Origin of the sequence: Streptococcus sp. SP8 (assembly GCF_030440045.1) — a bacterium.
Taxonomy (GTDB): Bacteria; Bacillota; Bacilli; order Lactobacillales; family Streptococcaceae; genus Streptococcus; species Streptococcus parasanguinis_I.
On record NZ_JAQFJL010000012.1, the window covers coordinates 47,701 to 60,462 of the forward strand.

A 12,762-nucleotide genomic window follows, 5' to 3' on the forward strand; every position below is an offset into this window, starting at 1 on the left:
CTCAATCTCTCTTTGATTAGTCGTTTCTTCCGAAGATACGAAGCAGACTGATAAAGAGGTTGATAAAGTCAAGATAAAGTTCCAAAGCCATTGCTACTGCCCAACCTGTAGCAGGTTGACCATTTGTTTGATCATAGACATAGCGAATCTTTTGGTTATCCCAAGCTGTCAATCCTGCAAAGAGGAAGACAGAGATAATACTCAAGATATAGTCCATGCCAGAACTTCTCAAGAACATGTTCACAACAGAAGCGATGATCACACCGATCAAGACTCCCATCAAGGCACGTCCCATTCCAGACAGGTCCTTTTTCACAACGCGTCCGATAGCTCCCATGACAATAAACATCAAGGCACTGACCAAGAAAGCCTTATAGACAGTCGCTTGCATGTAGCGAGCAATGATAAAGCTCAACGTAAACCCATTCAAAGCTGAGTAGATCAAGAAGATTGGAAGAGCAGACGGGCTATTTTTAACAGCCTTCCCACTTGCAACAAAGACCAAGATCAATTCTACAACGACTGCTCCATAGTAAACCATTGGTGCGGTTGTCAAGATTTGAACGAAGAAATCTTGAAAGACCGTCATCATCAGACCAGAGACAAGGGCTGAAATCCCAACACCGATCCCAACTAATGAGTAGATTTTGTTATAAAAGGCATTCAATCCACTTTGTTCTTGGATTACTGAATCATTATACATATAAACAAGTTCCTTTCAAATTTGTTTACTACGATTTTAACATTTTTCGATGAAAAAATCTCCTTTTAGCCATCTTTTTACGCCATGGTTCTGAAGCTTCTTTAACAGCCCAGTATTTATCCACCATGGTCACCACGAAGGATTCTTTATAGCGAGGCGGAGCAAGGGTAGCTCCCCACATGTGTTTAATAATGATGTCTTCTTCCTTGGCATTGAGATCTGTGATCTTTCGTGCATTTCTCACGGCAATGCGGGGATGGATCCAGGCGTGACTCTTGGTAAACTTGGTCTCGCGCCAATCATAGTAAAAGAGGTCATGCAAGAGGCCACCCCGAGCCGTACTTTTGGCATCCCAACCAAATTTTTTAGCCAGTTTATAACTGGTATAACTAACATGAATGGAATGCTCCAAACGATTGGAATGAATATGGTGGGGAATGTCGGCTAATTTTTGAACCTTCGGATGCTGGATCAAATGTCCTACATAGGTCATGTATTCTTTGTCACGATGATATTGCATAAGATAACCACCTTTCGTTGATAAGCTCTCCCAATAAGATATCCATCAACTTCTTCTTACAGGTTAAGTATACTGCTTTTTCTCAAAATTTCCTTAAAGAAAACATCAAAATTCCTGCTGCTACTGCAACATTCAAACTCTCTGCCCGACCTGGCATGGGAATATGAACCAGCTGGTCTGCTTGTGCGGCCATTTCCTGGCTGATTCCATTTCCTTCATTCCCCATCACCAGGATAAACTGGTCAGTCTGAGGAAGCTGCCGGTAGTCAATGGAAGCTTCTGAAAGCGTCGTTGCGAGAACTGCTAGATGAGAGTGTGCAGCTCGCTCCAATAGTTCTTCTCGATCCAGTTTCCAGATAGGAATATGGAAATGACTGCCCTGCATGGATCGAAGGGTCTTGAGACTGTATAGATCTGCGGAGGCTTTCGAAAGCATGACGCCATCAAAACCTGCTGCATCTGCTGTTCGAATCATCGTCCCTACATTGCCAGGATCCTGTACATCCTCCAAATAGAGGAAGCGCCCTTGTAGCTGATCCGGAAGTTCTGGCTGCTCTAGAGCGATCTCTGCGACAATCCCTTGAGGAGTCTTCGAATCTGCCAAGAGACTTAAGATCTCCGGAGTCACGACGGTGACTTTTTGGATATTCTCTACCCGGTCTAAATAGGCTTCTAAAACAAAGACCTGCCGAATCTTCGCATGATTTTCTACTGCCTCTTCAAACAGATGCCAGCCTTCAATGAGATAAGAATCTGTCCGGTATTTTTTTTGATGTAATTTTTTAGCATTTTTGATTACATTATTGGATTTAGACGTTATAATATTCATAGAACTATTATAGCACAAAGAAAAAGAAGAAATCATGCCTCAGATAGATTTCTTCGAGTCAAGGAGGTCGCACATGCAAAAGGTAAAAATGATTGCCCAAGGACGGGTTCAAGGGGTTGGCTTTCGCTGGGGAGTGTACAGTCTTGCTTTAGAGATCGGTGGGATTACTGGCCGTGTCTGGAATAATGACGACGGAACGGTTGGCATTCTGGCCCAGGCAGAGTCTAGTAGCCAAATGGCCAAATTCATTCAAGAAATTCGCAAAGGTCCTACGCCTTTTGCACATGTAACTTATTTAGATGTTACGCTCGCAAACTTTGAAAACTATTCAGACTTCAAAATTGCAAATTAAGACTAGAGAACTATTGTGTATTTTCAAAAAAAACAGTAGAATAGAAAGGTAACATTAAAAAAAAGAAGGAACGATTTGTGAAAAAAAATAAACTTGCATTACTTGCATCGATGGGACTAGCTTCGCTTGTCTTCTTATCAGGATGCGTGAGTGTCGATCGGAAAACTGGAAATCCGACTGGATTGATCTGGAATCTTCTTGGTCGTCCGATGGGCGAAGCCATCAAATTCTTTGCCAACAACCTTGGCTTGGGCTTTGGGATCGGGATTATTATCGTCACCTTGATCGTGCGGTTAATCATCTTGCCACTTGGTTTGTACCAATCATGGAAGGCAACCTACCAATCTGAAAAGATGAATTACTTAAAACCTATCCTTGGGCCAATCCAAGAGCGCATGAAGAACGCTAGCACACAAGAAGAAAAGCTATTGGCTCAACAGGAATTAATGGCCGCTCAACGTGAAAATGGTGTTAGCATGTTTGGTGGAGTTGGGTGTTTGCCACTCTTGATCCAAATGCCATTCTTCTCTGCCCTTTTCTTTGCAGCTCAGCACACCAAAGGGGTAGCAGATAGTAGCTTCCTTGGCATTGCTCTTGGCAAACCAAGCTTGCTCTTGACGGCTATCGTTGCGGTTCTCTACTATATCCAAAGTATGCTTTCTCTTCATGGAATTGAAGATGAAACCCAAAAGGAAAGCATGCGCAAAGCATCACTGATGAGTCCGATTATGATCGGTGTCTTCTCATTGATCTCTTCAGCCGGAGTGACTCTTTACTGGGTAGTCGGTGGGGTGATCCAAATTATCCAACAATTTGTCATCAACTACTTGATTCGTCCAAATCTTCGCAAACGGGTCGCTGAGGAATACAAAAACAATCCTCCAAAAGCGACTAGTCACCGCGTGAAAAAAGATGTCACACCAACTGCGACGACACAAATCCAACACAAACCAAAAAACAACCGCAATGCAGGAAAACAACGCAATAGAAAGTAGTACAAACTACTAATTCTAGCGGTATACAGTAGCACTTGAACCCAAGGTTCAAGTGCTTTTTTGATACCGTTCAGTCAGCAAAGAATTTTCACTCTCACAAAAAGATTAAGAGCACAAAAAAACAAGCCCTCTTGGAGGGCTTGCGTTTTATAGTTACGCTGTTTTTTCTACGTTCAAAATTTTCACTTGGTAGCTTCCAGCTGGGGTCTCAACAGTGACAACGTCACCTGTCTTCTTACCAATCAAAGCGTGACCGATTGGGCTTTCGTTAGAAATCTTTCCTGCAAAGGCATCTGCCCCTGCTGAACCGACGATGCTGTATACTTCTTCATCTGTTTCGCCAACTTCTTGGACTGTAACGGTTTTTCCGATCGCAACTTCGTCTACTGCAACAGCATCACTATCGACGATTTCTGCATAACGGATTTTTGTTTCCAAGCTAGAGATTTGACCTTCCACAAAAGCTTGTTCATCTTTTGCTGCTTCATACTCAGAGTTTTCTGAGAGGTCACCATATGAACGAGCGATCTTAATCCGTTCTACCACTTCAGGTCGACGGACCAATTTCAATTCTTCTAATTCTTGTTCCAATTTTTCTTTTTCTGCTAGTGTCATTGGGTATGTTTTTTCTGCCATTATTCTTCTCTTTCTATTATTTGAATGAAAAAGCTGTGGACGCGCCACATGCTTTTTCTAGTTTGAACTTGCTTGTGTCAATTTACTATTGACATGTTCTTCAACATTTTTATTGTGTTCTTCGTATGTCTTAGCGAAGAAAACTTCACCATTTTCGACATTTGCGACAAAATACAAGTAATCGGTCTTACTTGGGTTCACTGCCGCTTCGATCGCTGATACTCCAGGGTTATCCACTGGGCCAGGCATCAAGCCGGTATTCTTATAAATATTATAAGGGGAATCCAGCTCTGTATTGATCGTTGCATCTTCTTTTAAGGTCGTCTTTTGACCAAGTTTCCCTTCTGCATAAAGAATTGCAATATTACTTTGCAAAGGCATGTCTTGGTTCAAACGGTTATAGAAGACACTCGCGATATCTTGGCGGTCCTGATCCGTCGCCCCTTCTTTTTCAACCAAGGAAGCAAGAGTCAATACTTCGTTTACATTGATGTTCTTGCTCTCAAGTGTTTCATAGTATGGGCTTAAGTTTTGATCCATTGCCGCAAGCATCTGATCGATCATCTCTTTCACTGTGGTATCTTTGCCATAGTTATAAGTTGCTGGGAAGAGATAACCTTCTAAACGGTAGCGAACACCAGAATCCTTACTTGGCAGATTCGCCAAGAGCTTAGGATATTTGGCCACCATCTTCTCAATAAAGGCATCGTCTTGGACAGCCTTCAAGAAATCTTCTTTCTTAAATGGAGTCTTGCCGGCCTTCTTAGTGGAGACATCGGTGGTGATAGCCGTCGCAATCTGATCGATCGTATAGCCTTCTGGAATCGTCACCTTCCCAAGAACTGGAGCCTGAGGAGTTTTGGTTCCCTCTTCCTGCAGTTTTTGGATGATGGTTTCTAGATCCATGCTCTTTTGAAGGTTGAAATAACCGGATTTGAAATTGCTATAGTTCTTGAACTTGGTATAGTAGTTAAAGAACTGGCCATTTTTCACGAGTCCTTTTTTCTCAAGGATCGCGCCAATCTCACGATTACTTGAACCTGCTGGAATCTCAACCGTTACGAATTCTGTTGCATTTTTATCCATTGGCTTGACAGCTGAATGGATATAGGTCACAGCAAAGATCCCTGTAGCCACGATCACAATCAGCAAAAGGCTGACCACTGTCCGCACAATTCGTTTAGCGATTTTATTTTGTTTCTTTTGTTTTTGTTGGCGCTGGTTACGAGAAGAGCGCGATAAGTTCTCCTCTACCGGTTCCTGACTTGGTTCTTTTTTAGCAGGCTTTGTAAGCTCACTCTTTTCTTCCACAGCAGGAGTCGCCTGTACCGGCTCCACTGGTTCTTCTTTGGGAGCCAACGCAGATTCTTCTACTTTTGGAGGTGGTGTTGCTTCTTCCTCCTCTTTCAGTGAAGAAGGGGTTTCAATGCTTCGATCAGGTAGATCATACTCTTTTTCGATCTTTAGAAGTTGCTCATTGGCCTCTTCTAAGTCTCTGAGGATCTGCTCTTTGAAGCTTAATAACTTCTCACTGTCTTGTGATTTATCAGTCAAATAATTGACCTCCCTCATCATAATCCTTAATATTATATCTTAAAAGATTTAGAAAAGCAATACAAATCGCCCTTCTTCTTCAAAATACCTATTTAATCAAGGTTTTCGTTTTCCCAGACCAGATTGTACCAAACTTCACCCGCATATTGGGATTCTGAAAGACCTTCATTGGTAAATCCTTGTTTTTCGTAATAAGGAATCAAATAATCATGACAGGTCAAATTGATCCCTTGACGGTCCTCCTTAATCGCAATCTCTTTCATCGCTTCAAGCAAAAGAGTTCCCACTCCAAGTCCTTGGGCTTCTTTAGCAATGGATAGACTCGTAATGGAAATAAAGCCCTTTTCTAACTGGCTTAGATCTTCAACCTCTGAAAAAGAGGAATCGATCAAATAGCGCTCTGGTCTAACAGGTCCTTCTAAATAGCCTAAAATCTGACCTTGGCACTCTGCTACAAGAAATGTCGTTTGAATCTTTTCAATGTGATCTTTTAAAATCTCACGCGCAATCGCTTCTTCTTCTGAGAAATTCTCAAGCTCAATGCGCTCGATGGCATCCAAATACTGCAGCTCTGCCTGTCTAATGTGAATCTTTTCTTTCATCATTTACCCCTTCTATCGTTCCCAAACCATATGGACACCTCGATCAGACTCAGCTTCATCCCGGAATCCTTGCTGGGCAAAATAAGATAGTAAGTTTTCTGGGCAATCGATCCAAATGGCTTTCTTTTCCATTTGAACAGCTAGATCCTTTAAAGCAGCGATCAAAATAGAACCATAACCTTGACCTTGAAAGGCTGGTCTCACTGCTAATCGCAATACGATTAGGTCTCCTTTTAAATGCTGGTCTTCTGTCGCCAACAAGTAGGCCACCATATCTCCCGCCTGTTCTGCAAGTAGAGAAATGGCTTCCTTTGAACCTAGCGCTTCCTCAAGAGTGGCCTTGTGCTTCTTTCCTTCATTGTCATGAAGTTCTTCTTCTAGCAACAGCAGCTGTTCTTGATCAGCTGGGGTGATTGATCGAATCATCATCCTGCTTTCCTCATCTCATACTCCTTCAGTGGACAGATAAATTTGAGTCTGGAACCAATCGATTCCAGACTCAATCATCTCTTATTGTACACTATGTGTCAAACTAGATAATAAACGCTCAAATGAGTATTCATAGGTTTGAATATCTCCTGCTCCCATAAAGACATAGACTGCATTGTCATGGTCAAGAAGAGGAGAAACATTCTCAGCTGTAATAATCGCTGAACGTTTGACAATTTTTGCTTCCAAATCTTCAACTTTCACATCGCCGTGATCGACTTCCCGTGCAGAACCATAGATCTGTGCCAAGTAAACAGCATCTGCTTGATTCAAAGCTTCAGCAAATTCATCTAACAAGGCAATCGTCCGTGTAAAGGTATGTGGTTGGAAAATGGCCACAATCTCTTTACTTGGGTATTTTTGACGGGCTGCATCCAAGGTTGCAATAATTTCCGTTGGATGGTGCGCAAAGTCATCGATGATCACTGTTCCATTGACTACTTTTTCAGTGAAGCGACGTTTCACTCCAGCAAAGGTCTTCAAATGCTCGCGGACTAAATCTAAGTCAAATCCTGCAATGTAAAGCAAGCCAATGACAGCTGTGGCATTCATGATGTTGTGACGACCAAATGTTGGGATATGGAACTGCCCCAAATCTTCTCCACGGAAATGAACGTTGAAGGTTGAACCTGTCGTTGAGCGAAGCAAGTTGCTTGCCACAAAATCGTTCGTCTCCTTATCAAAACCATAGTAATAAATTGGCGCTGATGAGGTAATCCGACGCAATTCTTTGTCTTCTCCGTAGATGAAGAGTCCTTTGCTGATTTGTTTGGCATAATCGTTAAAGGCATTAAAGACATCTTCCAAGCTCGTGAAATAGTCTGGATGGTCAAAGTCAATATTGGTGATGATGCTGTATTCAGGATGGTAAGGCATAAAGTGGCGTTCATACTCATCTGATTCAAAGACAAAGTATTTGGCTGCTGCAGAGCCACGACCTGTCCCGTCACCAATCAAATAACTGGTATCAGTGATATTTGATAAGACGTGAGAAAGCATCCCTGTTGTTGAGGTTTTTCCGTGTGCTCCGGCAACCCCCATGCTGACGAAGTCACGCATAAATTCACCAAGGAATTCATGGTAGCGTTTATAGGTTAGGCCATGCTCATCTGCATAAGCAATTTCCACATTGTTATCTGGACGGAAAGCATTCCCAGCAATGAGGATCTTGTCGCCTTCCAAATTTTTCACATCAAATGGATAAATTTGAATTCCTGCTTGTTCCAAGCCACGTTGCGTAAAGTAATACTTCTCAACATCTGAACCTTGAACCGTATGTCCCATTTGGTGAAGCATGAGGGCTAAAGCACTCATCCCTGCTCCTTTAATTCCAATAAAATGGTATGTATTAGACATGTTTTCTCCTTATTCTTGATCTAGATGGGTTAAATCCAATTCTTGTTTGATTGGCTGTGGTTTCAACTTGTGCTGATCTTTATTGTATATTTGGCTAGTCTTTAAGAAATCATAATTGTTTTTCTTTTCAGTCGGTTCTGCCACTTCTGGTTCTCCTGCAGATTCGAACTCTGCAAGGATCAACTGATCTTGTCGTAATCGTTTGCTATATTTCAATAATTCACCCGGATTTTCCTTTTGGAAGGGAGCCGTTGGCTGACCAGGTTTTCGTTCAGAAATAAATGGTTTTTTCCGTTTACTTGTAGTAGCTGCTGGATCCGTTGTCAGATAGGGGGCTGTGCGTTTCTTTTTCAGATCTTCACGAGCGCGCTCTCTCGCTTCCTCTGCATAACGATTGGCTGGGCTTTTTTTATCAATCGGCTCTTTAAAATCAGGTTTTCTTACTGGCCGTCTTTTCGGTAGGGGCTCTTCTAGTGGTTGGTGGTAAGGATGCTTAGGTTTGGTATTTTCAGCAATCGGTTGCCATTCCAAATAATTTTTATCCACATAGTCGCCTGTAATGTTACTAATCAAATCTGTTTCATCATACAGGTTCATGTGAGGCATCTCTGTTAACATCAACTCATTATCCCCTACTTGAGGAAAATATTTTTCTGTCATGCTTTCTTCCTTTCGACACTCCATTAATTATAAACTATTCACAGAATTTTTCAAGCTATTCTGACTGAATTCCAAGAATCTCACGAATTTCCTCAACCGATAAACTAGATCGTGTTTCCGTTCCATCTAAAATCGTTGAGACCAAGTGTCTTTTGGAAGCTTGCAGTTCTTGGATTTTTTCTTCGATCGTACCACGAGTAATCATACGATAAACTTCGACATTTTGTTCCTGTCCCATTCGATGGGCACGTCCAATAGCCTGGTCTTCCACTGCAGGATTCCACCACAAATCGACTAAGATGACCGTATCGGCACCAGTGAGGTTTAATCCGACCCCTCCAGCCTTCAGAGAAATGAGAAAAGCATGGCGCTCACCTGCATTAAAGGCATTGGTCATTTCTTGACGGTCTTTGGCCGGAGTGGATCCCGTGATTTTGAAGGAGGTCATGCCAAGCTGGTCAATTTCCTGCTCTAGAATATCCAGCATGCCTCTAAATTGAGAGAAGATCAAAACCCGGTGTTCACCATCCTTGATTTGACCCAAAAGATCTCGAAGGCTCTCCAATTTCCCACTATCTCCTTGATAGTCTTCCATAAAGAGGGCGGGGGTATCACAGATTTGGCGAAGGCGCATGAGACCAGAGAGAATTTCCACCTTGCTCCGATTTAGTTCTTCCTCACTAGAGGTTCGAACCCGATCTTGAATTTGTTTTAATTGAGCCAAATAGATCGTTTTTTGACTTTCATCCAACTCATTGTGATAGGTTGTTTCAATCAAGTCCGGTAATTCTTGGAGCACTTCATCTTTTTTCCGTCTCATGACGAAAGGTTTGACAAAACGTGCAATGGTCTCAGGACTCAATTTTTGAAATTCTCTTTTAGCTGGGAAGAGCCCTGGAAGGACAATTTGGAAAATAGACCAGAGTTCACCCACATGATTTTCAATCGGTGTCCCAGATAAGGCAAACACATGCGGAACGTCAAAGCCACGTAAGTGTTGGGCAATCTTGGTTTGGGCATTTTTCATGACCTGGGCTTCATCTAGAATCAAGTACTCATACTGATTCTTCTGGTATTCCTCCACATCTTGACGGAAAGACGCGTAACTAGTGATAACTACCTGTGGATTGGTTGCGATGAGTTCATCTCGGTGCTGCTTGAGACCATAGACGACGACCACCTCCATCTGAGGAGCGAATTTTGAAAATTCTTGTTTCCAATTGTAGATGAGACTAGATGGAGCTAGAATCAAGATTTTAGTTTCTTTTTTTGCAACACTAGTCAAGAAGGAAATGGTCTGCAGAGTTTTACCAAGCCCCATATCATCCGCTAAAATACCACCAAAACCATAATGATTTAGCATGGAGAACCATTTGACCCCTGTTTCTTGGTAATCCCTTAGGGTCGCTTGGATTGTCATCTGAGGGAGTTGGAAGTCTTCTGGATGAGTCAGATCATGAGCTAAATTTCGAAATTCTTCTGAAAAATGAACATTGTCTTGATCTGCCAACAAATCAGATAGCTGATAAGCAGCAATCCGGCGGGCTTGTAGTTTCCCACCCTTGCTCATTTTCGCCCGCAAATCTGCTAGGGCTCGACTGATCTTCTTGGTTTCTTCATCAAAAACAAGGACCTTCCCTGTATGGCTGACAAAATAATCTGCTTGCCCCACTAGAGCTTTGAGGACCTGGTCCACTTCGGCTGGATCCACACTTTCAAAGTCAAAACCGATCTCCAGTAGACTGCCATTGGTTTTAACATCAATTTTTGGACGCTCCACTTGATAAAGATCTAAAAGGCTATCAGAGAGGGTAACCTCTCCTAAGGCTTCAAAAGTCGGGATCTGTCGATGAAAGAATGGATAGATTTGCTCACTTGATAACGGACTTCTTTGGGAAGAAAAGTCGTCTGTAAAACCTGCTGCTAGCATGGTTGAAAAGACTTCTTGCTCCTTATCGAAATCACTGGAATAAGGAAGATTGAGGAGTTCCTCACGCGTGGTCACCACACGATCCTGGTATTGAAAGACTACATCCAGTAAAACAGTCTGGTCCTGTGCTAGATCAAAATGAAATTCCGGAGTGAAATCGTGGATTAAAAAGCTGGTCGGTGCGGTTATTTGTCCCAGTTTTTTGAACTCTTTTAAACTATAGGAAAGTTTGGTCTGATCCGTTGGATCAAAATGCAGGCGTTTTTTGCGATCCTGATCCATTGGTAAGTCTTGAATGGCCTTCCATAGGGTCCGCTGTTGGGGCGTCAGGTGATAGAACACTCCATTTCGAAACAGGTAATTAGCCGACTCGACAACCTTCACTTGAGGCTCCGTAATGATCAATTCGTAAAAATCACCATGGTCTTCCACCTGAAAATGAAAGAGATCTTCCTCCCCATGGACATCCTGAAAATGGACTTCTGAAAAGTCATATAAGCTATATTGCAGGAGAAAAGAGTCCAAATTCATCAGTAATTCCACAGCTTCTTCAAAGAGAGTCGGTGGAAAATAAAGATGGCGCCCAGCATTGGGAAAGAAATCTTGCTCTTTTGATCCACTATCTGTGACCAAGCCTTGAAGGAAATTGATCACATCCTGACTAGGTCCATCAAATTCTAAGTAAGAAATGGGTTCATAGTAACTTTTGCCAATTGCAAAGTGGCCTTCTTTCTGAAGGGTCTGCAAAAAAGCTAGCACATCTCTGATCACATAAGAACGCTCGTCTGGCAAACGACGAATGCGAAGAGTCCATAAGAATTGACCAGAGTATTCATCCTCCTGCCCGACTGCTGATAAGACATAGCGTGTTGCTTTCTTTTCGATTTTTGGAAGGACCTGGTCTAAAAACAAACTTCCAAAAGAGACCTTCTCCTGCGTTTCTTCAGTCGCCGTGGCATCTTCTTCAAGGCTTGTAAGAGCTGCTTTCCCACTGTCATCATTCTTCAAAAAAGCTTCCACAGCTGCTAGATGCGTACAGAATTTTTTCTTTTGAAAGAAAGCGCAGCTACAAAAAACGACATCGTCATCCAAACTGTACCGCAAGCTTTCTTCTTCCACCCGAAAATACAGGTATTTTTCTTTTACTTCCTGAAGGGAAACTTTCCCAGCTTCATAGAGAAGGCTCCCTTGTGAACGAACCTTCCCAGGAATTAATTTTGCCATGTTTACCACCTTAGATTAATCCCTTTATTATACCATATTTCAAAGTATAGTTAAAATTTATTCGATAAAACTTATTAAAATAGACGTTTTCGGGCTATTTACTATTCAATGATCCCCACTTAAACAGTCCTTAAAGTTCCTAAAAAGTTCACAAAAAAATACCCCTCAAGGGGGCAATCCATTCACGAGTTCAGCAGGCAAGATCTATCACCCTCACACGGTGCTTTTTTCTCTTCAAAAGCGGTAGGCTACCGCGCACCAATGGGTGCTCGATGTCCTACCACCTAATTAGACTATAACATAACTTATCTGCTTTTTTATGCTCTACGTCTATAGATTTTCCATTAGTCATTTCCTTGATCTTGCGAATTCCCTTTTATTAAGGCGTTTCCAATCATCATGTACAATGTTCCCAAGTACAAAAATTTGGTGAAAGACCAAAATATCCCAAAAACAGCTAACCCTTTTACCAATAGAGAGTAATAACTTTCTTGGACAATCTCTCCATAAAATGTCATCGATGATGTCATGATCACCCATTCCCAAATGATTAGAATGAGTGAGGCGCCATAAAGGATAGCCATCCCCCAAAAGATCAACGAATTCTTTAAAAATTTTCTCATGACACGTACAAGTGCCCATAAGCATAACAAAGAAACAAACAAAAGTAATTCTGTACTTGACATCATTTCACTCCCTTTTCAATCCATTTAAAAACATTAGAATTTTTCTTCTACTTGGTTAGTCTTTCAGATGTTCATATAAAAAAGGACCCTTCTTGTCTCTGAACTGCACCCCAAAAGTTAGACAGAAAAAATCTAACTTTTGGGGTGTTTTATAATGAAATTAACTTATGAAGATAAAGTTCAGGTCTATGAACTTAGAAAACAAGGGAGAAGCTTCAAAGAGCTT

13 protein-coding genes are annotated in these 12,762 nt (G+C 41.9%); 2 read left to right on the plus strand and 11 right to left on the minus strand.

The features are described from left to right. Positions 1-16: 16 nt before the first annotated feature. The 3 genes from PCY11_RS08225 to PCY11_RS08235 all read right to left on the minus strand — a co-directional run bounded on the left by PCY11_RS08225 (position 17) and on the right by PCY11_RS08235 (position 2,052). On the minus strand, positions 17-703 hold the full coding sequence (locus PCY11_RS08225) for a Bax inhibitor-1/YccA family protein (RefSeq protein WP_049517790.1): 687 nt from the start codon (positions 701-703) through the stop codon (positions 17-19). Between the two features lie 28 nt (positions 704-731). After that, the gene (locus tag PCY11_RS08230; RefSeq protein ID WP_003005617.1) at positions 732-1,223 is read right to left on the minus strand and encodes an HD domain-containing protein; all 492 of its coding nucleotides are present in this window, start codon (positions 1,221-1,223) and stop codon (positions 732-734) included. Between the two features lie 82 nt (positions 1,224-1,305). Further along, positions 1,306-2,052, minus strand: a complete 747-nt coding sequence (locus PCY11_RS08235) for an RNA methyltransferase (RefSeq protein ID WP_070846074.1) — start codon at positions 2,050-2,052, stop codon at positions 1,306-1,308. Between the two features lie 73 nt (positions 2,053-2,125). Between PCY11_RS08235 and PCY11_RS08240 the strand changes: the two genes are divergently transcribed. Both PCY11_RS08240 and yidC read left to right on the plus strand, forming a co-directional pair. Continuing rightward, positions 2,126-2,404: an acylphosphatase gene (locus tag PCY11_RS08240; protein WP_049497794.1), complete on the plus strand. Its 279-nt coding sequence runs from the start codon at positions 2,126-2,128 to the stop codon at positions 2,402-2,404. A gap of 77 nt (positions 2,405-2,481) precedes the next feature. After that, a complete protein-coding gene (yidC, locus tag PCY11_RS08245; protein WP_003008377.1) occupies positions 2,482-3,399 on the plus strand; it encodes a membrane protein insertase YidC in 918 nt (305 codons plus the stop codon). Between the two features lie 153 nt (positions 3,400-3,552). On the opposite strand, the gene greA is transcribed toward yidC, so the two are convergent. The 8 genes from greA to PCY11_RS08285 all read right to left on the minus strand — a co-directional run bounded on the left by greA (position 3,553) and on the right by PCY11_RS08285 (position 12,536). Further along, positions 3,553-4,035 carry a transcription elongation factor GreA gene (greA, locus tag PCY11_RS08250; protein WP_003005389.1) on the minus strand — a complete coding sequence of 161 codons (483 nt, stop codon included), beginning with the start codon at positions 4,033-4,035 and terminating at the stop codon, positions 3,553-3,555. 57 nt (positions 4,036-4,092) lie between these two features. Next, the gene (gene mltG / locus PCY11_RS08255; RefSeq protein WP_024054778.1) at positions 4,093-5,607 is read right to left on the minus strand and encodes an endolytic transglycosylase MltG; all 1,515 of its coding nucleotides are present in this window, start codon (positions 5,605-5,607) and stop codon (positions 4,093-4,095) included. Between the two features lie 74 nt (positions 5,608-5,681). Then, positions 5,682-6,191, minus strand: coding sequence for a GNAT family N-acetyltransferase (locus tag PCY11_RS08260; RefSeq protein WP_176745637.1), 510 nt, complete (start codon positions 6,189-6,191; stop codon positions 5,682-5,684). Between the two features lie 12 nt (positions 6,192-6,203). Continuing rightward, positions 6,204-6,620 carry a GNAT family N-acetyltransferase gene (locus tag PCY11_RS08265; RefSeq protein ID WP_049523727.1) on the minus strand — a complete coding sequence of 139 codons (417 nt, stop codon included), beginning with the start codon at positions 6,618-6,620 and terminating at the stop codon, positions 6,204-6,206. 81 nt (positions 6,621-6,701) lie between these two features. Beyond that, positions 6,702-8,036, minus strand: a complete 1,335-nt coding sequence (gene murC / locus PCY11_RS08270) for a UDP-N-acetylmuramate--L-alanine ligase (protein ID WP_003005130.1) — start codon at positions 8,034-8,036, stop codon at positions 6,702-6,704. Between the two features lie 9 nt (positions 8,037-8,045). Then, positions 8,046-8,696: a hypothetical protein gene (locus tag PCY11_RS08275; protein ID WP_003017389.1), complete on the minus strand. Its 651-nt coding sequence runs from the start codon at positions 8,694-8,696 to the stop codon at positions 8,046-8,048. Between the two features lie 55 nt (positions 8,697-8,751). Beyond that, positions 8,752-11,850: a DEAD/DEAH box helicase gene (locus PCY11_RS08280; RefSeq protein ID WP_301362672.1), complete on the minus strand. Its 3,099-nt coding sequence runs from the start codon at positions 11,848-11,850 to the stop codon at positions 8,752-8,754. A 344-nt stretch (positions 11,851-12,194) separates the two neighbouring features. Beyond that, entirely contained in the window at positions 12,195-12,536 is a 342-nt protein-coding gene (locus tag PCY11_RS08285; RefSeq protein WP_049492450.1) for a hypothetical protein, read from the minus strand. Positions 12,537-12,762: the final 226 nt, after the last annotated feature.

Coding starts and splice junctions, on each gene's coding strand:
- PCY11_RS08225 (WP_049517790.1), bottom strand. CDS start 703: ATGTATAATGATTCAGTAATCCAAGAACAAAGTGGATTGAATGCCTTT.
- PCY11_RS08230 (WP_003005617.1), bottom strand. CDS start 1,223: ATGCAATATCATCGTGACAAAGAATACATGACCTATGTAGGACATTTG.
- PCY11_RS08235 (WP_070846074.1), bottom strand. CDS start 2,052: ATGAATATTATAACGTCTAAATCCAATAATGTAATCAAAAATGCTAAA.
- PCY11_RS08240 (WP_049497794.1), top strand. CDS start 2,126: ATGCAAAAGGTAAAAATGATTGCCCAAGGACGGGTTCAAGGGGTTGGC.
- greA (WP_003005389.1), bottom strand. CDS start 4,035: ATGGCAGAAAAAACATACCCAATGACACTAGCAGAAAAAGAAAAATTG.
- mltG (WP_024054778.1), bottom strand. CDS start 5,607: ATGAGGGAGGTCAATTATTTGACTGATAAATCACAAGACAGTGAGAAG.
- PCY11_RS08260 (WP_176745637.1), bottom strand. CDS start 6,191: ATGAAAGAAAAGATTCACATTAGACAGGCAGAGCTGCAGTATTTGGAT.
- PCY11_RS08265 (WP_049523727.1), bottom strand. CDS start 6,620: ATGATGATTCGATCAATCACCCCAGCTGATCAAGAACAGCTGCTGTTG.
- murC (WP_003005130.1), bottom strand. CDS start 8,036: ATGTCTAATACATACCATTTTATTGGAATTAAAGGAGCAGGGATGAGT.
- PCY11_RS08275 (WP_003017389.1), bottom strand. CDS start 8,696: ATGACAGAAAAATATTTTCCTCAAGTAGGGGATAATGAGTTGATGTTA.
- PCY11_RS08280 (WP_301362672.1), bottom strand. CDS start 11,850: ATGGCAAAATTAATTCCTGGGAAGGTTCGTTCACAAGGGAGCCTTCTC.
- PCY11_RS08285 (WP_049492450.1), bottom strand. CDS start 12,536: ATGTCAAGTACAGAATTACTTTTGTTTGTTTCTTTGTTATGCTTATGG.